At 41.3% G+C, this 24,676-nt stretch carries 19 protein-coding genes; 4 read left to right on the top strand and 15 right to left on the bottom strand.

Going from position 1 to position 24,676, the window contains the following annotated elements:
• Window positions 1-20 precede the first annotated feature (20 nt).
• The 13 genes from T344_RS29260 to T344_RS0124605 form a co-directional block, all read right to left on the bottom strand.
• The gene (locus T344_RS29260; RefSeq protein WP_051572248.1) at window positions 21-548 is read right to left on the bottom strand and encodes a prepilin peptidase; all 528 of its coding nucleotides are present in this window, start codon (window positions 546-548) and stop codon (window positions 21-23) included.
• On the bottom strand, window positions 541-1,620 hold the full coding sequence (locus T344_RS0124665) for an endonuclease toxin domain-containing protein (RefSeq protein WP_027630920.1): 1,080 nt from the start codon (window positions 1,618-1,620) through the stop codon (window positions 541-543). Before T344_RS0124665 ends, T344_RS29260 begins: the two co-directional genes overlap by 8 nt.
• Before the next feature lie 17 nt (window positions 1,621-1,637).
• Window positions 1,638-3,791 (bottom strand): DUF5702 domain-containing protein, encoded by a 2,154-nt coding sequence (locus T344_RS0124660; RefSeq protein WP_051572246.1) that lies wholly within the window; start codon window positions 3,789-3,791, stop codon window positions 1,638-1,640.
• Window positions 3,792-3,809: 18 nt separating this feature from the next.
• A complete protein-coding gene (locus T344_RS0124655) occupies window positions 3,810-4,445 on the bottom strand; it encodes a TadE/TadG family type IV pilus assembly protein (RefSeq protein ID WP_051572244.1) in 636 nt (211 codons plus the stop codon).
• Window positions 4,446-4,557: 112 nt separating this feature from the next.
• Entirely contained in the window at window positions 4,558-4,767 is a 210-nt protein-coding gene (locus T344_RS0124650; protein ID WP_004623202.1) for a Flp1 family type IVb pilin, read from the bottom strand.
• A gap of 39 nt (window positions 4,768-4,806) precedes the next feature.
• Window positions 4,807-5,706 (bottom strand): type II secretion system F family protein, encoded by a 900-nt coding sequence (locus T344_RS0124645; RefSeq protein ID WP_027630917.1) that lies wholly within the window; start codon window positions 5,704-5,706, stop codon window positions 4,807-4,809.
• Between the two features lie 3 nt (window positions 5,707-5,709).
• Entirely contained in the window at window positions 5,710-6,453 is a 744-nt protein-coding gene (locus T344_RS0124640; protein ID WP_027630916.1) for a type II secretion system F family protein, read from the bottom strand.
• 49 nt (window positions 6,454-6,502) lie between these two features.
• Window positions 6,503-7,738, bottom strand: coding sequence for a TadA family conjugal transfer-associated ATPase (locus T344_RS0124635; RefSeq protein WP_027630915.1), 1,236 nt, complete (start codon window positions 7,736-7,738; stop codon window positions 6,503-6,505).
• 3 nt (window positions 7,739-7,741) lie between these two features.
• The gene (locus T344_RS0124630) at window positions 7,742-8,851 is read right to left on the bottom strand and encodes a P-loop NTPase family protein (protein WP_027630914.1); all 1,110 of its coding nucleotides are present in this window, start codon (window positions 8,849-8,851) and stop codon (window positions 7,742-7,744) included.
• A 161-nt stretch (window positions 8,852-9,012) separates the two neighbouring features.
• A complete protein-coding gene (locus T344_RS0124625) occupies window positions 9,013-9,822 on the bottom strand; it encodes a DUF4097 family beta strand repeat-containing protein (RefSeq protein WP_027630913.1) in 810 nt (269 codons plus the stop codon).
• A 139-nt stretch (window positions 9,823-9,961) separates the two neighbouring features.
• The gene (locus tag T344_RS0124620; protein ID WP_027630912.1) at window positions 9,962-10,762 is read right to left on the bottom strand and encodes a sugar phosphate isomerase/epimerase family protein; all 801 of its coding nucleotides are present in this window, start codon (window positions 10,760-10,762) and stop codon (window positions 9,962-9,964) included.
• A gap of 470 nt (window positions 10,763-11,232) precedes the next feature.
• Window positions 11,233-11,682, bottom strand: a complete 450-nt coding sequence (locus T344_RS0124610; RefSeq protein WP_027630911.1) for a VanZ family protein — start codon at window positions 11,680-11,682, stop codon at window positions 11,233-11,235.
• A 32-nt stretch (window positions 11,683-11,714) separates the two neighbouring features.
• Complete coding sequence (locus T344_RS0124605; RefSeq protein WP_027630910.1) at window positions 11,715-15,488, bottom strand: phosphoribosylformylglycinamidine synthase; 3,774 nt, start codon at window positions 15,486-15,488, stop codon at window positions 11,715-11,717.
• Window positions 15,489-15,646: 158 nt separating this feature from the next.
• Between T344_RS0124605 and T344_RS0124600 the strand changes: the two genes are divergently transcribed.
• Complete coding sequence (locus T344_RS0124600) at window positions 15,647-16,525, top strand: LysR family transcriptional regulator (RefSeq protein WP_027630909.1); 879 nt, start codon at window positions 15,647-15,649, stop codon at window positions 16,523-16,525.
• Window positions 16,526-17,302: 777 nt separating this feature from the next.
• Here the strand turns inward: T344_RS0124600 and T344_RS0124590 are convergent.
• Window positions 17,303-18,352 carry an HD-GYP domain-containing protein gene (locus T344_RS0124590; RefSeq protein WP_027630908.1) on the bottom strand — a complete coding sequence of 350 codons (1,050 nt, stop codon included), beginning with the start codon at window positions 18,350-18,352 and terminating at the stop codon, window positions 17,303-17,305.
• A 224-nt stretch (window positions 18,353-18,576) separates the two neighbouring features.
• Between T344_RS0124590 and T344_RS0124585 the strand changes: the two genes are divergently transcribed.
• From T344_RS0124585 to T344_RS0124575, 3 genes are all read left to right on the top strand, one after another.
• Window positions 18,577-19,281 (top strand): ABC transporter ATP-binding protein, encoded by a 705-nt coding sequence (locus T344_RS0124585; protein WP_004623293.1) that lies wholly within the window; start codon window positions 18,577-18,579, stop codon window positions 19,279-19,281.
• A gap of 62 nt (window positions 19,282-19,343) precedes the next feature.
• Window positions 19,344-21,725 (top strand): COG1361 S-layer family protein, encoded by a 2,382-nt coding sequence (locus T344_RS0124580; protein ID WP_027630907.1) that lies wholly within the window; start codon window positions 19,344-19,346, stop codon window positions 21,723-21,725.
• Window positions 21,712-23,118 (top strand): ABC transporter permease, encoded by a 1,407-nt coding sequence (locus T344_RS0124575; protein ID WP_027630906.1) that lies wholly within the window; start codon window positions 21,712-21,714, stop codon window positions 23,116-23,118. The genes T344_RS0124580 and T344_RS0124575 overlap by 14 nt, the downstream gene beginning before the upstream one ends.
• Before the next feature lie 110 nt (window positions 23,119-23,228).
• Here the strand turns inward: T344_RS0124575 and T344_RS0124570 are convergent, their stop codons facing one another.
• Complete coding sequence (locus tag T344_RS0124570; protein ID WP_027630905.1) at window positions 23,229-24,473, bottom strand: methyl-accepting chemotaxis protein; 1,245 nt, start codon at window positions 24,471-24,473, stop codon at window positions 23,229-23,231.
• Window positions 24,474-24,676: the final 203 nt, after the last annotated feature.

Below are 24,676 nucleotides of genomic sequence, written 5' to 3'. Positions count from 1 at the left end.
ACCTCACAGGAAAAGTACATTTAAAAATTTAAAATAGCTGTCGCCAGGAGAATAAAAGGTGCAAAAGGTATCTCTGTTTTCAGGCCGGTCTTTTTGAAAACTATCAGAAATACTGAAAACATGCCTGACAAAATAATTGAGAGAAACAAAATTCCCGGGATCATGGAAAAACCCAAAAAGAAACCGGTTAATGCAAACAGCAGCAGGTCACCACCTCCAATCTGACCTCTGGTTAAAACCATAAAGAAAGCAAATATGAAAAATGACAGTACACCGCCTAAAATATGCCCCAACATACTAGAATTTCCATCAAAGATAAGAATGATCAGCATTCCCAGCACGAACGCCGGAAATACCAGCCACAAGGGTATTAATCCGGTGCTCAAGTCACTGATGGCAGCAATAAGTTGAATAACCAGCAGAACAGCCATAAGTATTGCTTTGAGGCTCCCATCGGCAGTGAAAAACAACCGGACTTCAGTGCCCAAACCTATTATCAGTATCAAAACCATGGGCAAAGCAATTTTCCTTTCGATTGCCCTAATCATTTTCAGCTTTTTTCTCCCCGCTTTCTCCGGTGTCAGCTTTTGTACCTCCGCTGCCTTGTTTCCCATAGGCTTTAACAGGTTTTAAGGTTATTCCCCTGCTTTCAGCCAGACCGATACATTTGTCAATAACACTTTGCTGATTTGAATCAAGCTCTGTCTCAGGGATTATAAGTAACAGTTCCTTTCGGAAAATATCCGAGCTCCTTATGGAAACTTCTCCGCAGGTCCCACCGTTAAACTCCTTCAATTTATTTATGTAACTTGTTATTTTCTTTTCAAGGTTTACAGTATCCTTGTAATAAGCTTCCTCGATGTTTAGACTTTTAATGCTGGTTACAGTTCCGTTCTCATACTTTGCAACAGTCGGAAAGTTAAAGGGCAGATTTGCACCCTGGAGCTTTCTTATTTCCTGACCGCGTTTTAAATTGGTCATATCCCATACACTTTTATTATTTTCTTCCTCATCCCCGCTGCCCCCCACTCCCTCCTCACCTGCCCAGATGCAAACCGATGATGTCTGTCTGATTTTTACTCCCGGGAGAAGTCCGGACAGGAAAGGAAACCTCATTTTATAACCCACTGAAATGTCTATGCTTCTCCCATCGGCCAGCATCCTGCTTTCTGAAAAATCCAATCCCTCAAATCCATCCTCTATGTTCAGTCCCAGAAGTCCCTTTTCAACTCCCGTATTAAAGCACGCCTCAAGCTGATTTCCCACAAGCAGCCTCGCAGCAGGTATCAGAGCCACTTGTGCTCTCACACGGTCGGTCACATCCTTCCCGGCCTCACGTATACTTGACGCCAGCCAGTTATTTCCCAGTGTATCCTCTACAGTATTTGAACTGCTGAACTTTTCAATACCTCCGATAACTTCTTCAGCATTTGTTTTATAATACAAAAGGCCATAAACACCCATTTGCCGGCATGCTCCCGCCAGTGCATTCTGCATGATTTCATGCGTGTAATATATTTTTAGTATGAAAGCGAAGGACATAACCCCTATGATAAAAAACGGAAGAATTACGGCAGCTTCAACGGTAATTGCTCCCTTACGGAACCTGTTTCTCTTCATGCAGCCTCCTTGCCGGTTTAATAACTCAACAGCATACCCTCGTTGATATCAGTTCTGGAAATGTTTCTTCTCTGTTCCAGGGAAAAGGCCGGAATGGATAAAAAGAGATTTTTCATGGATACCGTTGTATCGGCCGCCAAAGCCACGTATGAATCTTCTATTGAAAAGCCCTGGAGGGACATAGCCACATTTAATTGTATGAGATCCTGGGTCCTGGCCAGCTTTTTTTCCTTGTCGGTTAACAGCAGAAATATTCTCAGATAATCCTGATAGCTTAAAAGTAATGGATTATTATTGGCCTCTGCAGTTTTTTTGTTGTTAATTGTACCTGATATATCTGTTTTCCACTGGTCTCCGTTTTTATACAAAGCTATTTTCTCTCCCTGACTTAGCTGTTCCTGATCGTAAAGTGACTCAAACATGGCCCAGGAAAAAACCAGCATGGTTTGTATCAAGGGGGTCGACAAACCTGCACTCCAACTGCTCAGCGCCGCGGCCAGGGCAGTTACCCTGTTCATTTTGGAAGGGTCGGTATAAATGTGTATTACATTTGCAGCAAGCCTTACAGCAAGTATTTCTGATGTTATCAGCATGGAGTTGACGGCTTCATCCTTGTTTCCGTTAATTATGTATTCAACCTCATAGCATGAAAAGAAACCGTTTCTTTGATACTTGTCTTCTGATCTCAAGTTATAGGCCTCGCTGTCAGTCTCACCTTTCATAAGCGGAACATCGTGTCTGAAAATTCCCATTATGTACTCATTAACAAACAGGTCTTCAGCTATATTCAGTGCTATCTGCTCAAAGCCGCTTTCTTTTTCTCCAATGTATTGCAGCTCCTTTTCGGCACCGTTTGTGGTATTAAAGTCCAGTATATCCCAGTCGGAATTTTCCTCCTGAAGCATCCGCTTTTTGGAAGGAAGCTGCGTCAGCAAGCTATGGTCGATGGTTTTCATCTCCTCTTTTGATTTAAAGGCTTTTTGCAATACCTGAAGCACCTTGTCCCTATTGTCTTCATCCTCCGAAGAAGCAGGTCCGGACTTAATAAAAGTGTAATTTATTTCCTGTGGCTGGAATGAATCCAATGCCGACAGGAAACTGCCTTCACTTTCACCGGCCTTTTCAATGGCGTTAAAGCAGCTGACAATATTCGATTCCAGACTTTTTATTATTGAGCCGGAATTATCTTCCCCAATAATATCCTTCATGTTTGACAGGCTTTGATTATAGGCTTTTTGTATTTCTTCGATACCCTCCCGGCTGTCACTTACAAACTTCAGTTCTTCCTCTATTCTGTTGAGCAGGTCACCTTTTTGAACAGTTATGCTTTGTGAATAATCTGCTGCCACCGCATTTAAGTTTTTAAACAAATTTAAATTATCCAGTATTGAATTTTTTACATTTGCTTTAGCATTATTAATATCGGTGAGTTCGGCCCTGACAGAGTTTATTTCACTCAGCAGGCTCTTTCTGGTGCCGGCATCTTTTTCATTGGAATACAGGCCCTGAAGGTCCCCCAGTCTTGCCGATATTTCCTCGATAACCGAATTTTTCTCTATGAGCTGTTCTTTTAAATCCTTAATCTTTACTGCAATATCCGAGTTATTTATGGCACCGGCTTTTTCCTCCAGAAGCATTTGAAGTTTACCTATTGCTCCCGCTTTCTTATCTGTTTCCATTTTTCTTTTGTAGACTTTTGAGCCTTTTGATAAATTTTTTATCCCTTCAATTTTTGAGAGAAGTTCTGAAGCTATTTCAAGAGGAGCCCGGTATTTCATGAACTCCATTATCTGCTCTTCAAAAATCTTATTGTTCCCCAGACCGAAGGGTCGCTCCAATTTTATATTTTCAATGTTAAAGCCGTAAAGAAAATCCTGACTGCCTATATTTAAATTTTTGGAAAAGTACTCCTCGAAACTGTCATTAACAGTTTCGTTATCCAGATAAAAACCAAATAGGCCGTATTGCTCCTTAAGTTCATTGTTATAACATGCAAGCACCGAGGAAAGGGCAGTCTGGCTGGCTCTCTGTACCTGGGAATGGGCAAGCCTGATTCTGGCCGCATCGGTAAAGGTACCTGCCACCAGAAAAATTGATGATAATACTATACTGATAAAAACGGTAATAGACCCTTTATTATAAATTGTGGAAATTGGTTTTACTGCTTTCATTATCTCTTCACCACACTTTTAGTGTTTTTTTAACAGTTTGCCTAATACCTCATTAACCTCCGAGCCGGTTCCTATCCATTTATTATCGCTGTTAACCATGCAGTTTTTTATATCAATGACCATATCCAGATTCCTGACAAATTCAGCGTTATCCTCCAGAGGAGTTGAGATTTCAGCCCTTATTGCCAGTTGGGGAGAAATGCCGAAAATTGCGAGCAGCTTTCCGGCGGGAAGCGGATAATTTTCCTCAATCCCAACCTTCAGCTGGTTGATCAATAAACTGTAATATGTATCAATCTTTACTGTTTTTTCCGAATTGATTATGGAGGGCTCAATACCGGTTAATGTGTATGTTTCTATACTGCCCCTTTTGACGGCTGTGTCGGAATCGAAAATTCTCCAGTATAAATTTGTTTGGGGCGGCCATTGAGAATTTGATTTAAATTGTTTTACATAATATGCTGCCCCCCGGTTGGAAGCTTCGCTTGCAGCACTTTGAAGAGAGATATATTGATACATAATTATAAAGCAGTAAACCAGAACAACCATTAGTAAAAATACTAACGAAAATACAATGGAAGCTTCTACCGTAAAACTGCCCTTCTCATTAAAGCTAAGTACCATTGACTTCATTTTATTCAGAACTTGCTTCACCTTTTCTCATCCCCTATTCTGGCAGGCAGTCATTTTGTCAATTGTCCGGGCCGCCATAGCATCGGGGGAGATAAACTCCCCATTTTATACTAGGTTATCAAATGTAAAATTCTCAGCCTGCAAGAGTACCCTGGGTTCCGTTTTTATTATTCTCAAGCTTGCTTGCATCAGGAAACAGATTGTTGATTATAGCATTCACAAAGTTGATGAGCTGCTTTCTGAAAAGCAATGCAACTCCCACCAATACAGCTATAATAATTATTACCTCAACAGTACCCATCCCATCTTCTTCTGTAAAAAACCTTTTTAATGCAGAATTCATAACTGACCTCCTAAATAATAAAATCTTGATATTCCTTTTTTAAAAATCCGATGCTATCCCCTGCATGGAGAGAACTGCGGGGGTTACGACTATTATTAAAATCGCAAAAAACATTATCATCATCGGGAACAGGAGTTTTGTCGAAGCTTCCTCTCCCAATTTTCTTACTGCACTTTTGCGCATCTCCCAGCATTCATTTGACTGTAATCTCAATGAGAGGACCAAATCAGTTCCTCCCCTCTTGGTATTTTGCAAAATTGTCGACATTAATCTTGATATTTCAGGCACTTTGACCCTTTTTGCAAACTGACTGTAGGCCTCGGCTTCATTCTTCCCTGCTTTCAGGTCACATACAGTTTTCTCAACCTCTTGATAAAAAGTGCTCCTGCTGCCGGTTCTGTCGCCGGAAATCTTCTCCCAGGCCTTTGACATTGTCATCCCTGCATTTAACAGTAAGGTAAGTTTATTAATAAAATTCGGAAATTCCAGCTGAATCTCCAGTCTTCTCAATTTCACCCTGTTCTTCAGACGTGTATCCTCCACTATCATAATTAAGGCCATTAGCATTACAATGTAAATCATATATGACGGATCATATCCCGAAGCCAGAGCAGTAATCAATTCCAGAATGACAAAAAGTGCAAATAGGGTAATCTTATTGGCATACATTACTCTTATGTAAAAGAAGGAGTACTCCTGACCGTATACTTCACAAATATGGTTAAGGATTCTCCTGTCATAGGCAGAATTAAACGAATAGCCATATCTGTCAAGGACATATAGACCAAAAGGCAGAAATCTTTTCAAAAAGCGGTCCTTTGACTTGTCCAAAGCCTTAATATATGCCAGGTACCTGGCATAGTTACCCGCAAGTATGACCAGCAGGCACGAGATACTGCCCATGAGAGCAGCTAATGTGATTATTTTTATAAGAAGCATATTTCACAACCTAATATTCATAATTTTACCGGATAGTACATAAGCACCCCATAGCAGCAGCAGGCACAATGTCATTGCCATTTTCCCCTGAACCGTTGTAAATATGGGACTGATGTAATCCTGGGCAGTCAGGGATAAAAGAAGAATCATAGCAACAGGCATAATATTCAAGATTTTTTGCTCAAAATTTCTTGAAGACAACAGAGTTTCTATTTCCTGTTTCATTTCTATTTTGTCGCTTATTATTCCCGAGGCATTCTTTATTGCTTCTATCAAATTCCCTCCGGCCCTCTTGCAAATGCTTATCACATCGGAAAAATTAACTATATCCTCCAATTTGCTGCGTTTGGCCAGATCCCATATGGCCTCCTCCACCGTGATGTTTAAAGACAGCTTATGAATTATGATTCTGGTCTCCTTGATTATGTCGCTCTCTTCACCCGGGTATAGAACGAGCAAATCGCCCAGGGCAACATTGAAGGCATTCTCTATTGCTTTGCCTGAAGACAGAGAGGAGGCCAAAGATGTCAGCAAATCTTTAAACTGAATATTCAGCTCATTTTTTCGTTTGTCTATCAATTGCTTTTTCTTGTGCTTCAGGTATAAAATTCCCAACGGACTGAGAATTCCGGCAAATACAACGCTTCTGTAAAAGAGATAGGAAACTGCAAAAATAACTGTTGAGGCAAGTAATATGTAGAATATCTTCCATTTCAGAGGCATCAAATAAATATCGTAGTCCTGCAAAAACTATCCCTCCTTAAACACCAGTGGAATCATATTCACTGATAATATACTATATATCACATGATAAGCCTGCATTTATCATTTTTTGAGTATTAATCAACGGATTTGCACTTCTTGCCAAACAGCCGGTAACCTTGCCGGATAAACCGGTATTGTCCCCATGAGCCTCTTCAAAGCTAAACAGAGGCTTAAGCATATACTGTCCGTTTTCAAGACCCAGCACTTCTGAAATTTCAAGCGTCCGTCTGGATTTATCCCTCAATCTTGACAGAAAAATAATTATATCGATTGCCGAGGCTATCTGCTTACGTACTGCTTCAAGGGGTATGGCCGATGAGCTCAATATCATTGTCTCAAGCCTTGACAGCATATCCATGGCCGAATTGGCATGGCCTGTTGAAAGTGAACCGTCATGACCCGTATTCATTGCCTGCAACATGTCAATAGCTTCAGGTCCTCTTACTTCGCCAACTATGATCCTGTCTGGCCTCATTCTAAGAGAGGTCTTTATCAAATCCCTGATGGTGATCTCACCTCTTCCCTCCAGATTGGCATTTCTGGTCTCAAGCCTGACGAGGTTGGGGATATTGTGTATTTGCAGTTCTGCAGAATCTTCTATTGTAATGACTCTCTCATCCTGTGGGATATAATTTGATAATGCATTGAGAAAGGTGGTTTTGCCGGAACCGGTTCCGCCGCTGATAAAAATATTGTATTTTGCCACCACCAATTTTCTCAGAGCATCGGCGGCCTGGGCCGTCAATGACCCAAGCTCTATGAGCTTTTCCATATTAACGGGTTTGTCGGGAAATTTTCTGATGGTAACGATTGGCCCATTAAGAGCAATGGGCGGAAGAACCACATTTATTCTTGAGCCGTCTTTGAGCCTGGCATCCACAATAGGTGTGGACTCGTTGACCGTCCGGTTTACTGCTGTTACCATTATTTGAATTATGTCTTCCAGCTTTTGGGAAGATTCGAAATGAAGATTAAGTCTTTCACTTTTTCCATTCCTCTCTATAAAAATATTATCGGGCCCGTTTATCATAATCTCGGTGATACCGGGGTCCTCAAGCACGGGCTGGATAATATCAAGTCTGCGCAGGGAATTGAAAATGGCCGATATTATTTCCTTCTTTTCACAGGTGCTTAAAATAATTTCTCTCGATTTTTCAAATACCGATTTTTCAACTATTTCACTAATCTCTTCATCCGATAAATTCCTCTTTAAATCAATTCTTTCATTTATAGCAGCTTTAATTTCGTTTACCAGGTTCTGATTCAATTTTTATCCTCCAGGTTGACTGCTGATGTATCTGCCGGCGATTTTTTTTATGGAATTGTATATTTCTTCAGGTCCTCCCATTATACTGAACTTTTTTGAATTGACAATTTCATTGAAGGGAATTTGAGAAATGAAACTTTCTTTAGAAATGAAATGTGGGAATAATGGGAGATCCTGATTTGATACTTTATTTGCGACATATAAGAATTTATGTAACAAATAAGAATGTTGACCTGTTGTATTTGAAAGCATGCTTAAGCTTTCCATAAAGACCTTTGTTTTATGTAAACATATTTCTTCGTCAGTGATAATATATATAACTTCATCAGCATTTACGAAGACTTCTATTGAGTTGGAATCAAATCTTGAATCCATATCAATGACAATAAGGTCGTATTTTCCGCATTCCTTCAGCGAATTCATGAGAAATTCAATATCCCCGGGAAGCAGCTCATTTATTTCGAAGGGATGCTTCGCCTCCTTGAAATAAAAAATATTTGCAGACGGCTCCTGACACCACAGGGCTGGAAGCTTTGATATCAGATTCCTGTCCCTTTGCTGTACATAATAAATAATTTCAGATAGCGAGTATTCCGCATTGCAGGAAAAAAAGAAATTTGTGGATTGAAACTGTTCCAGATTCAGATAGAAAACCTTTAGACCGGATAGGGAACAAAATGAACTTATTCCCATGGCAATGGAGGTTTTTCCGACACTGCCCGAAGCAGAGTATACAGCTATTACTTTCGTGTTTTTTTCCTTAGTATTTTTTATGATATTTCCTGTATTTATAAAGCCGTTGACAATATCTCCGGCAATTTTATCAACTTCCTTGTATTTATATATCGAAGGGATTTCTGAAAAACTGCTCTCTGTGACTCCTGATGATAAGATAAAGATAGGCTTTGCAAAATATTTTTTTATTTGAAGATAATACTTTTCACAGGTGAGAACAATGTCGGGGTCGATTTTTTTTATCCATTCTTCAATGTTATAGGAATTGCTGCAATAATTTACAAGCAAGGTTTCAGAAAAATTATGGGTAAGAGAATTACACAGATTGAACGAATATTCATCATCATCGTCCATAATCATTATTTTTATGAGTGACATTAGCTTTCTCCAGTTCTTTTGTATAATATATATAAATCTCTCTAAAAGTATAAGCGAATTGGAAAATGAGAAGGTTTTTAAACGATCTATTTAAATTATAAATACAGATTTATTTTTTGTCAACATGTTTTTTCTAAATTTGTTAATTTATTTCATTTTTCTCAATTTATGTATCCATTAATTGACAATTTACCAAATTTTGTACTTGCATTTATTTTGATATCTCCCTCTGATCCGGTGAATTGATTATGGGATATAGTGCCGACTGTGTCAAGGCTTATAGCCGCTGTAACCGGAAAGGTTAGCTCGATATTCCCGGTTCCGGTTTTAAAGGAATGGGTGGACTTACTTTCACATTCAGCCTTTACATATATATTCCCTTTTTCAATTTTAACCTCGGAAGCTCGGGTCAGTCTGCCGGAATTCAGTCTGAAATTGCCATTTTCACAATGTATCGACATTGAGCCGTATAAAGCTTTAATCTCTGCACTTGCAGCCTCCAGTTCTGCTTTTATGCTTCCTTCGAATTTATCTTCGACTACAAGACTCCCCTGTTCCTGTACCAGCTCAATGCTGTTGATCCGCCGAGGAATTGTAAGCTTGATTTCCGAAAAAATATCATTTGAATTTTTGATATTTCCGCCATAGTCTACCGAAATATAGCAGATATTATCCTTAACCGTACTCTTGACTGAAAATTTGTTAAGAAGCTTTTGAAGCTGCTCATCAGTTTTTTTGTCCCTGACCGTATGTTTAATTTCACAGGTTATTTCGGGCTTGTCCCAGCAGAATATCTGAAGTTTTCCCGAGTCCACCGAAATATCCAGTGTCCTTACTTTTTTACTTAACTCAATTGTAGAATTCTTATATTGATAGGTGCCTTGCTTATGAAGGGCAGCAGCCTGCCGACCGCAGCCTGCTAATAGAATTGTTATAAATAGAAACAGAAAATATATGGTTAATCTCTTCATGGTAGTCTCCTGCAATATTATTATCGCAAGAATGATACCATATTTTTCCACATAAACTCAATTATTTCCTGTCCACCCCACTTTGAAGAATGGACAGGCTAATTATTCCATACAGTAAAATATTTTTAAAGCCTGCTGATCAGATCAGACTTTTCATGTAACCGGCATAATGTGAAAAAACTATTCCCGGCTCCTCCAGGTCAAGGCACCATCTCTTTACCCATTCAAGAGACAGATATCCTTTATAGTCATTTTCCTTAAGTATTCTGACTATACTTTTAATGGGAATATCGCCATGTCCCATCATCTTATACTTTATAACACCATCAACCACTATTGAATCCTTGATATGAATGAAGGAAATACGGTTCTTCAGATTTTCATAAGTTTCCTCTACAGACTCATTGAAAAATCTGATTGGATGGTGGACATCCCATAAAACTCCTACATAATCCGACGCCACCTTTTCAATGGCCGCCTTCAATACCTTTGAAGCTGCAAAAACTCCATTTGTTTCTACGAGAAGCTTTACGCCCTTCTCTTGAGCCTTTACTGACAGTTTTCTCAGGTTATCGATTACAAATTCAATGTCAACATCGCCGGGCTGGGGCTGTGCATCTCCCAATACTCTGACATAAGGTGTACCGAGTTTTGAAGCAAGTTCAATATAGTCCTGTGCTTCCTGAATATGCTTATCAATATTTGCTTTATCAAATAAATAACTTGCAGACGTCAGGCAAGGTATTTCAAGACCTATTTTATCAAGTTTCTTTTTAGTCAAATCAATATTTTCAACAGTAAATTGTTTAGCCCTGGGTGCATATAATTCATTTCCTATACCTCGAATTTCAATACCATCAAAGCCGATGTCCTTCGCTGTCGAGAGCATATCCTCCCAACTCCAGCCAGGACAGCCCAGCGTAGAAAATGATATCTTCATATTAACCTCCTAAGCCATGTTATGGCTTTGAGCCGCTTAGCGGCCACAAAATAATAATGAAATTTGTTCTCTCCCTCATCCGCTATAAGGCGAATAAAGGAGGTTAATTGGCCATGTGCGCTTTCAAAGTATTTGATAATACTTTGGTATTGGTAAATACTTTGAATATTTCGCACGGCCATAAATTCACAGGTTAGTTTGGAAGACGAACGCAAGTGGAGTCTTTCAAGCTAACCTCCCGTCCGTGTGCCGTTGACACACAGTTAAATTGTAATCAATAGACATTTAACTAGTTCTCATAATAACATTTTTTTCCGTTGACTGCAAGGAAACAAAACCCATCAATACCGGGATGCACTGCAGCCTTTAATACGCTGTATAAGTATTGCCATATATATTATAATATTATTCTTTTGATATCTTTTAGAAGTTCAGGAAATAATCCATTTTAGGTCTTAAGATTTATGCTTTTAAGATTTATGCTTTTTAAAAATGGTGAGTAATGCTTTATAAAGAAGATACCCGGATATCCCCCCCAGGAGGTTCAGAAAAATATCATCGATATCGCTTATCCCTGAGCTTGTCAGGTATTGAACAACTTCAACAAGAACAGTTGCAAAAATGGAAACAGCAATTACCCTGCTGAATTTTTTCATACTTTCAAAAGCTAATGGCAATAAAAAACCCATCGGCATGAAGGCCGCTATATTTCCTGCCAGGTTTATTATTACACTGCGGGTTCCCATATGACGGGTCAAATATTGCATTATGGTTGAAAACGGGACAATATTTATTCCTCTCAGTCCATTTCCGCGGCCGTAATGGGAACTGAAAAAAGTAAGGTAGGCCAATAAAAAGAGATATGCTGTCAGCAAAAATACAGCCACATATTTTAAACTTCTGTCGGTAATTTTCTTCATTGTCCACACCTGTACTTTCCTATGTTCATATTCTACGCTCTAAAATAGTCCACTCCTGCCTGGAATAACTGCTGGTCCTTCTCTCCCGGCACATTCCTGTACAGGTTTGCCCCTATCCTTTCAGAGTGCCCCATCTTGCCGAATACTCTTCCGTCAGGACTTGTAATGCCTTCTATGGCATTTACCGATCCATTGGGATTATAGCTGATATCGTATGTCGGCCTGCCGTTGGGATCAACATATTGGGTAGCTATCTGACCATTTGCCTGCAGAGTTTCCAGCACATCGCTGCCGGCTGTAAATCTGCCCTCACCGTGGGATATGGCTACTGTGTGAATGTCTCCAACCTTTACGTTGTTCAGCCACGGTGAAAGGTTTGAAGTTATCTTGGTATTCACAAGACAGGACTGATGACGTCCAATAGTGTTGAAGGTAAGCGTCGGGCAGCTTTCATCAATATCCCTGATTTCCCCGAAAGGCAGCAATCCAAGCTTTACCAGTGCCTGGAAGCCGTTGCATATGCCCAGCACCAGACCATCCCTCTCCTTGAGCAGCTTCATCACAGCCTGGCTGACCACAGGATTTCTGAAGGCTGTGGCGATGAATTTGCCTGAGCCTTCGGGTTCGTCTCCGGCACTGAAGCCGCCCGGAATCATTATTATCTGGGAATTGTTGATCAACCTTTCCATCTCTTTGATAGATGCTTCTATATCATTATGCGAGAGGTTTCTTATAACCAGAGTTTCAACAATTCCGCCCGCTTTTTCAAAAACCTTTTTAGTATCGTATTCACAGTTGGTGCCCGGGAATACAGGTATAAATATCCTTGGTACGGAAAGCTTTACGGATGGCCTTGCCTTTTTTCCGGCTTCGTATTTATATTCCGCAGGTACTGCCGTCTGCTGCTTTACTCTGGTCGGGAATACCTTTTCCAGAGGTGCCTGCCATTTTTCTGCAAGCATGGCCAGCGGTATTTTTTCTCCCGCAACCTTTATTTCGGCAGTGGAAGCTGTAATACCAAGCACCGTGTAATTTATGCCCGACAGAACCGATGATAGCTCGGTGCTTTCTTTAACTTCAATAACAATTGAGCCATAGAGCGGTTTAAACAGCATTGCTGTTTCCATATTCCCGGCAAATTCAAAGCCAATCATATTTCCAAAGGCCATTTTGCTGATTATTTCAGCTATACCGCCTTCTCTTACCGAGCTTGCAGACAATATTGACTTTTCGGCAGCCATTTTATGAATAGCTTCATAAACCCGCTCCAGTTCTTCGAAGTCTGGAAGATTATTCCGGTCCAGTCCTACCGGCAAAAGTACAACTTTGTTCCCAGCCCCTTTAAACTCATTGGAAACAACATTGTTTACATTTACTGTGTCCACGGCAAAGGATACAAGTGTAGGCGGCACATCCATCTCGTTGAAGCTGCCCGACATGCTGTCCTTGCCTCCGATTGCGGCCGTGCCCAGTTTCATTTGTGCATAGTATGCACCCAGCAGTGCGCTTAAAGGCTTGCCCCAGCGTTTTGCATCCCTGCCCGGCTTCTCGAAATATTCCTGCAGTGTTAATCTGATCTTTTTGTAGTCACCGCCCATGGCTGCAATTTTTGCCACAGATTCCACAACTGCAAACACCGCACCGTGGAAGGGACTCCACGTGGATATTTCAGGATTGCAGCCATAGGACATCAAGGTTCCGGTAGTGGTGTCCCCTTCCATTAGCGGCAGCTTTGCAGCCATACCCTCGGCAGGCGTGAGCTGGTTCTTTCCCCCGAAGGGCATCAGGACTGTATTTGCGCCTATTGTTGAATCAAAGCGCTCCACAAGCCCTTTCTGACTGCATCTGTTCAGGTTCTGAAGGTTTTCCACCCACTTTTCGGTAAGATTCTCAATTTTTATATTTTTATATCTGTCAAAATAGCTCTCCTCATCCGGAGCAGTTATCTCTATGTCTATTCTTTGCTTTGCTCCGTTTGAATTCAGAAATTCCCGGCTTAAATCGACTATGGTTTTGCCCCTCCAGTTCATCTTAAGCCTGGGTGCCTCAGTAACCTCGGCAACTACAACGGCCTCAAGGTTTTCTTCATTTGAATGTTTAATGAATTTTTCCACATCAGACGAATTTACAACTACAGCCATTCTTTCCTGGGATTCGGAAATAGCCAGCTCTGTCCCGTCCAGACCTTCATATTTCTTTGGAACCATATCCAGATCTATTTCAAGTCCGTCGGCCAGTTCGCCGATAGCAACCGATACGCCGCCTGCACCGAAGTCGTTGCATCTCTTGATCAAGGTGCTTACCTCGGGGTTTCTGAACAGGCGCTGGATCTTTCTCTCTGTGGGAGCATTTCCCTTCTGAACTTCAGCTCCGCAGGTTACCAGCGATTCTTCTGTATGTGCCTTGGATGAACCTGTTGCTCCTCCGCAGCCGTCTCTCCCCGTCCTGCCTCCCAGCAGTACTATCCTGTCGCCGGCTGCCGGCTGCATGCGCACAACATTTTTCCTGGGGGCGGCGCCTATTACGGCACCTATTTCCATCCTCTTTGCAACATAGCCTTCATTGTATATTTCAGCAACCAGCCCTGTTGCAAGGCCTATCTGGTTGCCGTAGGAGCTGTAGCCGGCTGCGGCGCCGGTGGTTATTTTCTTTTGGGGAAGCTTTCCGGGAATGGTTTCTTCCATCTTCTTCCTGGGGTCGCCGCTTCCGGTCACCCTCATTGCCTGATAGACATATACCCTTCCCGAAAGCGGGTCGCGGATGGCGCCGCCCAGACAGGTGGCAGCTCCTCCAAAAGGTTCTATTTCTGTGGGATGGTTATGTGTTTCGTTCTTGAACATTACCAGCCATTCTTCACTCTTTCCGTTTATATCGGCATCAACAACAATACTGCAGGCATTGATTTCATCCGAAAGGTCCAGATCCCCCAGCCTGCCCTGCTTTTTAAGCTGCTTCATAGCCATGAGTGCAACATCCATCAGGCATATATCCCTGTCGGAACGCCCCTTGTAAATATCTTCTCTGGCAGACTTGTAGTCATTAAAAGTTTCTTCTATCACTTTGGTATATTTACCCGGCTGAAATCTGACGTCGTCGATGCAGGTAAGGAAGGTGGTATGCCGGCAGTGATCCGACCAGTAAGTATCTATCATTCTCATTTCAGTTACAGATGGATCTCTTTTCTCGGTATTTTTAAAATATTCCTGACAGAACACAATATCATCAAAAGACATTGCAAAGCCCATTTCCTTCAGAAGACCCGAGAGCTGCTCCCGGTCCATATTTATAAATCCGTTGACAGTTGCCACAGCCTCCGGCTTTTCAACCTCGGTTTTCAGGGTTTCAGGCTTTTCCATACCTGCTTCCCTGCTTTCAACGGGATTTATATAAAATTTCTTGATAGCTGCAAGGTCGTGCTCAGAAACTGAGCCGCCCAGCACTATTACTCTGGCAGCCTTTATTTCAGGACGTTCTCCCTGAGTCAGCAGCTGTATGCACTGGGCGGCCGAATCGGCTCTCTGGTCATACTGTCCGGGCAGGTATTCAACCGCAAAGGCCTTGCAGCCGGCAGGGATTGCATATTCTTCATCGTATGCAAAATCTACGGGAGGTTCCGAAAAGATAGTGTTTCGTGCCATCCGGTACTCCTGGTCGCTGATTCCTTCCATATCATACCGGTTTACTATTTTTACCCACTCCAGTGACTTTATGCCCAATGTTTCGGTCAGGTCGGACAAAAGCCCCTGTGCCTCCACATCATATGGTTTTTTCTTTTCAACAAAAAGTCTTTTTACCATGCTTCCCATATCGGCTCCGTTTCCGGCGTAAAATCCACGCCATTCAAAATTCAGAATATGTTAAAAAATCTATATTTATAGTTAAGTACAGGATGATATTTAAATTATAATATGATAAAATATATTAGTAAAATTAATATTATTAATGTTTTACATTAGGAGTACTTATGGATATAAACTTTGAGCTGTATAAAATATTTTATTACTGCTGCTCCAATAAAAGTTTCTCTACAGCAGCAAAAAAGCTGTTTATCTCACAATCGGCGGTGAGCCAGTCAATCAAGCAGCTGGAGGCCCAGCTTGGAGTGACACTTTTCTTTAGAAAATCCAGAGCCATTCAATTGACTTCGGAAGGAGAAATGCTCTTCAGTTATGTATCACAGGCCTTTAATTTTCTGAAAACGGCCGAATCGAAGCTTCAGGAGCTGGAGGATTTGAAATCCGGTGAGATACGGATAGGTGTCAGTGATTCCATATGCAAATACTTCGTTATGCCATATATTAAAAAATTCGGACTTCTGTACCCTCGGATAGCTATAAAAGTAGTAAACCGTACCACTCCTCAGCTGCTGGAGGTACTGAAAAACGGCATGGTGGACATGGTCATTTCAACCCTTCCGGTAAACGGTGAAATATACTCGGCAGTACCATTTATAACTGTTGAGGATATTTTTGTTGCTTCTGAAAAATATTCCGGACTTAAAGGCAGAGAAATATCGCTTGAGGAATTGAACACCAACCCTCTGGTCATGCTCCCTCCCGACAGTTCCACCCGGAAGGCCATCGATGCCTTTTTTGCCCGGCATGGCCTTGCCTGCTCCCCAGAAATAGAACTTGAAAGCCTTGACCTTCTGGTGGAGTTCGCCCTGATCGGCACAGGAATTGCTTATGTTCTGAAGAACAGTGCGGTTGAACATATTAAAAGCGGGCAGTTGTTCCATATAAAAACCATGGAAGAACTGCCGCAAAGAAAGGTCGGCATAGTTACCATGAAAAATGTAATGCTTTCAAAAGCGGTCAAAACATTTATAGATATCCTTCTGTGATAAATACTTGTTGCAGTTATTTAATCTTTGCTTTACCTGTGTAATTTTTCATATCAACTGGTAACTTCCGTACTAACTTCATGAAATAAGGATGCCCACAAAACAATTGCGAAAATTGTATCGCCTCATTTAAAGCGGTTTTGCCGTCGCTCAAACTCGACCTCCTGTCTCGATTTGAAGCTCAAAGCAACGTCCTGTTGCTTTGACGGCAATACCGCTTTACCTTTGGCGACAATTTACCGCAATTGTTTTTAACTGTGCATCTTATTTCATGAAGTTGTCCTCTCGTACCAGTTGATTCTGATTAAATCTATCTATAAAGCAAAACAAAATTTTAATTGGCACAACGGGTTAATTTAGCGCTTGTACCAGCATAATATTATACCAGTTTTTAAAAATGCAGGTACATTTCGTAATAAATAGCTGCTGACTCACCGGAAACAACTTTAAAGAACCGTGCTTCAATAGTGCGCGAGAACGTTTCCACCAATGAGAAGCCTGATTAGAAGAGCTTGCTTGAAATTTGTAGGCTTACTCCAAGTACATCGTGCCGGGAAATTGACAGGAGGTCAATTTAAGCAGCACGCGAGACCCGGATGGTCGAGTCGCTGCGACGGTAAAGAGGTGCTTGGAGTGAGCCCATACTATTTCAGGCAAGAACTTCGGAGGCGATCCATTGGTGGATAGCGGTCGGGAGCACCATTGACAGATATGAATTAAAATTGTTCTTATGGTGTACAACCAGATTTTAACCAGGAAAGTACCCCTGCAAAGTTTTTATAAAAACTCCTTGATCAATTCCTCTTTCTCTTTTGAGAAATCGACGAAATCCTCATTGACCCTGATAACTGGAGCATATGCACACTGATTTGGAACATATACAACCTCACCGATTTCCCCGTTTTTAAGCTTTACCTTTGAGCCCACATAATAGCTGGGCATATTTGTAAACAGGGCCATCATGATCTTGGGATCAACTGTTTCAAAACCCACATTTTCCAGTTCTTTAAAAGCTGTAAAGGGAGTCTGTCTTCCCCTGTAGACTCTTTCGGAGGTTATTGCATCGAAAATATCCGATACAGTAACAATTTTGGAATACAGATTTTTTTGGCTGCCTTTTATTCCGAAAGGATAACCGGTGCCGTCCTCTTTTTCGTGATGCATTATTACAGCCCTTTTGATATCCATACTGATCCCTTTGATGCCTTTTACTATTTCATAACCGTAAACAGTATGTCTTTTCATAATCTCATATTCATAATCAGTTAATGTACCCTTTTTATTCAGTATTTCTTCGGGAATCCGTGCCTTACCCACATCATGGAGCAAGCCGGCCATTACTATTTCCTTTAGCTGCTTTTTACCAAAGCCCAGCCATTTGCCAAGAAGCATGGAATATACCGAAACATTGACCAGATGTGAATATGTATAGGAATCTGCAATTCTGACGGAATTTACACAATCCATCAGAGAGCCGCAGTCATTTATCTTGCTGTAAATATGCTCGGATATATCCTCGGCTTTGCTGAAGTCCAATTTTTTACCCGAGGCAAGGTCCTGGAGCATCTGTTTGGCAACATTGACATCCTCAATATATTTTTTCTGGTCTTGGTTTAATTTTTCATTGGATAGATATTCATCCCCATGAACAGGATTTGAATTATAGATAAAGATTTTGTCAATTCTGAAGTCAATAAGCTTTTTTAAAATATAATCCGTAATAATGGTATTTGAGGGCACAATCATGTTACCGCCCACCGAGTACACGTCTTCGCCCAGATAACTTCCCAAAATATCTTCATTAACTCCGACATATATTTTTTCCATAGTATCCCGCCCGCTTTCTCATTAATTAAGAAAAACTTAAGAAATACACCCACTATTTTTTTTACAAGAATATTATATAATAAAGTTGGGAAATAGTCACCCAAATTTCGCCATTTAAGTACAATATATGTAAAAATTTTTTTACATTATATTGGGAACCTTTATTATTATTGGTTCGTCTAAATATGGTTAGGAAAATTCAGGCAAAGGAGGAATGAATTTATTTGGAGAATATCATCGAAGTAAAAGGAATCCGCAAAGTATACAGAGTTGGTAATGAAAAGGTTATAGCTCTTGAAAATATCGATCTTTCCATAGGCAAGGGTGAAATATGCTGCCTGCTTGGAACTTCGGGTTCAGGAAAATCCACGCTGCTGAATCTCATGGCCGGGCTTGAAAAGCCGACCAGAGGTGAAATCATAATAAAAAATACACATGTTGAGAAATTAGACGAAAAAAGACTTGTGCTTTTTCGGCAAAAATATATTGGTTTCGTTTTTCAATCCTACAATCTGCTCCCAAACCTGACAGCTATGGAAAATGTCGGACTGCCTCTGGCCTTTAAAGGAATTCCCCGTTGGATAAGGGACAAGAAATCAAAGCAGATGCTTAGCTCTGTGGGGCTCAAATCCCACAGCAACAGAAAGCCTTCGCAGATGAGCGGCGGCCAGCAGCAAAGGGTGGGCATTGCAAGAGCCTTCGTAGGCAATCCGGAAATAGTTTTCGCCGACGAACCCACAGGAAACCTTGATTCCAAAACCACCGTGGAGGTCATGGACCTGATTACCGGGATTGCCAGAAAAAATAATCAAACTTTGATAATAGTTACACATGATACAAACATTGCCGGTTACGCCGACAAGATAATACATATTCTGGACGGCAATATTGAAAAAGTGGAATTTAAAACTCCTTCCTTGATAAAATAGAAGGAATTTACCAAAATAAATTTAAAAATAACACCAAAGTGTAGCCTGGAGGATAAAAACTTATGAAAACCGTAAAAAAATATATTTCTATTCTGCTGATATGCCTGATAGTACTATCAAATGTTTTATTTAGAGTTACCCCTGTGAATGCCGAGGTAAAGGATGTGGTTTTGAGCGGCTATAGCTATAACACATCCAATTCTCCGACACTTACAGACGGCGATACGTTCAATATAACCCTTCATATCAAAAAAAACACCTCAAATGCTGTGGTGGATTATATTGAAATCGCCGGCTCCTCCTTTTCCCTGAAGGACGGAGGATCGACGCTGACAGCAAGGCCCGAGGGATCAAATTTTAAAACCGATGACACGACCTTCGTATTTAACGGAGGCTCTAAAAGACTGGAAGTTAATATTTATTATAAAATCAACGGTGTTGATTACAATTTGTCAGATTTTATCAACATATCACAGGCCATACCCGATACTTCCTCCTCAGCACCGGAGGACACCACTAAAAAAGCACCTAAAATAGTAATTTCAGGCAACTCCCCCATACCGTCGGGACAGGCGGGATATCAAATTACCTATGCACTGCCCATAAAGAACGCAGGACAGTATGTGGCCAAAAAGGTCACCGTTTCCCCCGTATTGGACGGTTCTGTTCCAATTGAGATAGAATCAATGAATCTGTCTCAAACCGTTGACTCAATGCTCCCCAATGAGGCCACCGAGGTTAAATTCACCTTCAGTATTGCTCCCGGAGCGGCAGCCAAGACATACCCCATTAAATTTAATATTCAATTCTACAATACATATAATGATTATTACAGTACCACAGAAACCGGCTATATAAAAACACTGGAAGGAAACGCCCTTCCAAAGCTGATCCTTAAAACCGTGACTACAAATCCTTCTCCCGTACAGCCGGGACAGGACTTCCAGATGGATATCACACTTGAAAACGAAGGCCAGTTATCTGCAAAAAACGTTTCAGTTACGCTGTTAGGCCTGAAAAATGACGGTGTCAGCATCCAGGGAACCACAAGCAAGCAAACCCGTTCGATTATATACGGATATGATACTTCAACAATAACCTATAATCTTTCGGCATCAAAGAAAATAGAGGCCGGTGCCAATAGCCTGAAATTGAAGCTTGACTATTCAGATCCTGACGGTGAAAGCCATTCCGAAGAGATTGATTTCTTTATCAATATACAGGGACAGGACTCCCAGACAATAGTCGAACTGAAGAATATTGTTTCCCCCGCCTCGGCGCTCTCTCCAGGAGAAAACGCATTGGTGGCTTTTGACGTTGTGAATACCGGAACTGAAGATGCACGGAACGTAAAAGTAACGGTTACCGCAGATAAGGAAATAATTCCAAGGACACAAAACACTATAATTATTCCTACGCTGAAAAAAGGAGAAACAAAAAATGTACAGTTCCAGCTGTTTATTTCAGATGAAGCCGTAACAAAAAATTACGCTGTCGCACTGAATGTGGAATATGATGTACCCTCCGCAGATGCGGCTTCCAAGCAGACTGTAATGCAATATGTGGGTTTCTATGTGGAGAATTCCACCGGAAAAACCGTACCCAGGTTAATAATTGACAGCTATAGTATAAATCCCAAGACCATTAAGGCAGGACAGCCCTTTACCCTGGATTTGTCAATATTGAATACAAGCAAATCATCGGCAATAAAAAACGTTAAGATCACCCTTAATTCTGATGATGGTACTTTTTCCACGGTTAATTCAAATTCTTTTTACATAGATAATATTTCACCAAAAAAGAATATTAAGAAACAAATCAGTTTTTCCTCAAAATCGGATGCGGCACCGAAGCAGTATACCATCAGTGTAAATTATGACTATGAGGACGATAAGGGAAATCCTTATACGACAAAGGATATTGTGGGAATTCCCCTTACACAGGCAACAAGGCTGGTAATAGGAGATTTCAGTTTTCCGCCTGAAGCATTTATCGGCAATCCTGTTCCTATAAACGTAAGTTTTTATAATATGGGCAAATCCACATTATATAACCTGTTGGTCAAGCTTGAAGGCGATTTTAAAGTTGAAGGCACCAGTTATTTTGTGGGAAATTTCGAACCCGGCAAGACCGATTCCTTTGACGGTGCAATAACCCCCGGGGCAGCAGGTCCGGTAAAAGGTTTCGTCATTTTTTCCTATGAGGACGCAGAAGGAAATCCACAAGAGGTTAAAAAGGAAATAACATTAAATGCCTCAGAAATGCCGGCTCCTCCCCCTATGCCCGGCGATGGTTCAATGCCCCAGGAGGGCGGAAAGAAATTTCCGCTGTGGGCATACATTGCATCAGGCACAGGCTTGCTTGCAGTCATGGTAACAGTAATTCTTCTGGTTCGTAGAAAAATAAGAAGAAGAAAGGAATTATTGTTCGATGAGGAGCTTTGATATTATATCCATGGGCTTGAAAAACCTGTTCAGAAGAAAAACCAGAACCATATTGACCGTACTGGGCGTTGTAATCGGAACAGCAGCAATTGTTGTAATGGTATCCCTGGGCATCGGCATGAATGAAAATTTCGAAGAGCAGCTGAAACAGATGGGCAATTTGAATATTATCAATGTGACAAAATACAGAAACTCTCCGGATAATACCGGTGGTCCGCCAAAAGAGATTGTGCTTGACAGCATTGCCATATCAAAAATAAGTGCAATAAAAGGCATAAGAGGTGTGACACCGGTTGTGGAAGGCAATATGAAGCTGGTATCCGGCAAATATATGGCCTATGTTTCCGTTATGGGTATAGATGCCAGGACCATAGAGAATTTCGATTATCCTGTTGAGCAGGGAAGATTGCTTCAAGAGGGCGATACCGATAAAATCCTGGTTGGAGGCAATATACCGCAGTATTTTTATAATCCTAAAACACGATATGGTATGATGGGTCCAAACTCAAAGCCGCCTGTTGACGTATTGACAGACAAACTGGAAGTAACCTTTGATATGAGTTACGGAGAAAAGCGGCGCCAGGAGGGGATCGGAGGTTCGGAAACCTCCGAAAAACCGCCCAAGCTATATAAAGTCAAGGGAGTAGGTCTGTTGTCCGTCACTAACGATTGGCAGAAAGACGGATACATTTTCATGGATTACAACTACCTTCAAAAACTTATGAAGGATAATGCAAAATCCCAGAACGGAAAACAGGACAATTATTGGGGCATGCCCAGCACCGATACTTCCAAAGGCTTTGAAAGACTTATGGTCATGGTTGACAATATGAAGGATGTGGACCGCGTGCAGAAGGAAATAGATGAAATGGGATACGGTACGAACAGCCTTGCCGATATGAGAAAGCCCATGCAGAAACAGGCCCAGACCATCCAGTTGGTACTGGGAGGCATAGGTGCGATTTCGCTTCTCATTTCCGCCCTCGGTATTACCAATACCATGATAATGTCAATATACGAAAGAACCCGTGAAATAGGTGTTATGAAGGTTTTGGGCTGCAAGATGAACAATATCCGGCAGCTGTTTCTCCTGGAAGCGGGCGTCATCGGATTTTTTGGCGGGTGCGTCGGTGTCCTCCTGAGTTATCTTGCCTCCCTGGTTTTAAATACCGTAGGGAGAAATATTATGAACTCAGGTGACGGCGGCATGGTGGGAATGGGCATGGGTATGGGAATGGGCATGAACAGCGGCGGTTCGAAGATATCGGTTATTCCGCCCTGGCTGGCGCTGCTGTCAATAGTTTTTGCAATATTGATAGGAATTGTTTCAGGTTTTTCCCCTGCAAGAAGGGCTATGAAACTCAGCGCACTGGAAGCCATCAAGTCAGAATAGGCGCATGCAGGTGTATGTAAAATAAATTTCGAAATGACTAAAAAAGTCGGCGGCAGCCGACTTTTTCCTTATCTGTTGAACTATTAAATTTTTTTTATAAAACAAATACTTTACAGAGTAAACTTCCGCACCTGATTCTCCAGCTTCTTCGAGAAGTCCAGATTGTTGTGGGTTGAATTCTCAACATTTTTAAACTGTTCGGCAACTTCAGCCGTTTTCACCGTGATTGTCTCTATTCCGTCGGCGCTCTCATTTACACTTGCCGTCACCTGTTCAAGAGCATCAACTATATTGGAAATAGATTTATTCATGGTTTTTGAGGATTCATTGAATTCATTCATCATTGAACTGAAACGGGCTGAATCGGAGTAATATTGTTCACCTGTTTCTATCAGTTTTCTATAGTCTGAAAGAACATCCTGATCAACGAAATCCAGAAGAACACCTGCACTGTCTGTAAGTGCACCCACCGACTCGTTTACTGTCTTCACAATATTCTTTATATCGGCTGCTGTTTTTGAGGACTGGTCGGCCAATTTTCTGATTTCATCTGCCACAACAGCAAAACCCTTGCCTGCCTCCCCTGCCCTTGCCGCTTCTATTGCTGCATTGAGAGAAAGCAGATTTGTCTGCTCGGTAATCTGCAATATGGCCTGGGCAAGCAATTCTATCTGAGAAACGGCCTTTGCCTTATCCATGGCCGTTTTGAGCTGCTGCTTGACATCTTCATAAACATTGCTGGCGTTTTCGGCTGACTTCACGGCACTTTCCTTTATCTCACTGGCCTTTTTACTTATCAGATTTGCAGAATCGGCACCGGATTCGGAATTTTGTGAAATCAGATTTACATTTTGCAGGATTTCCTGTGTATCAAAATTTATCTGGTGGGTCGTTGCAGCCGATTCCTCCATTGAAGCAGAAATACGTTCGGTAGTCTCAAGAGTATCATTTGTTTTATCTCTTAATTCCTGGGATAATTTTTGAACCTCCTGGGAATTTTCCATTATGTTTTTGGAGGAGTCCAGCATGAGACCCAGCATCTCTCTCAAAGAGCCTCTCATGGAGGCAAGATTTCTTGCCAGCAGCCCCATTTCATCCCTTCTGCCCTTTATCCTGTCATAGCTTTTATCATGTGACAAATCAAAATTGGCAGTTCTCTCAACTACTTTCAGAAGGACCTTTATTGGAATGGTCAGGGAAAATGTGAGCCATGTGCCCACGCAAATTACAAATACGGCCAAAATCGCTCCTGCAAGCAGAATCGGAAAATCTAAAAACTCATGTGCGGTAACCCCGCCGCCCACAATCAGTATACATCCCACAACAATCAATATTATCTTTTTACTGATAGACATAGCCTCTCGCGCCCCCAGTATTTTTGGAATTTTGGAATTTCAAGAAATTTCGGAAACTTTGGTAATCTTAGTAACTTTTTCTTTTATACTATCATATTGTGTCGATAATATCCATACTCACTTTGATGATTTTTGTACATTTCAGCTTTTCTTTTAATGCTTTTTGATATTTTATACATTATCGGTATAAACAGAGCAGAAAA

Origin of the sequence: Ruminiclostridium cellobioparum DSM 1351 = ATCC 15832, from assembly GCF_000621505.1 — a bacterium.
Lineage (GTDB): Bacteria > Bacillota > Clostridia > Acetivibrionales > DSM-1351 > Ruminiclostridium > Ruminiclostridium cellobioparum.
Note: the sequence above shows the minus strand (reverse complement) of the source record. Positions and strands in the feature narration are given on the sequence as shown.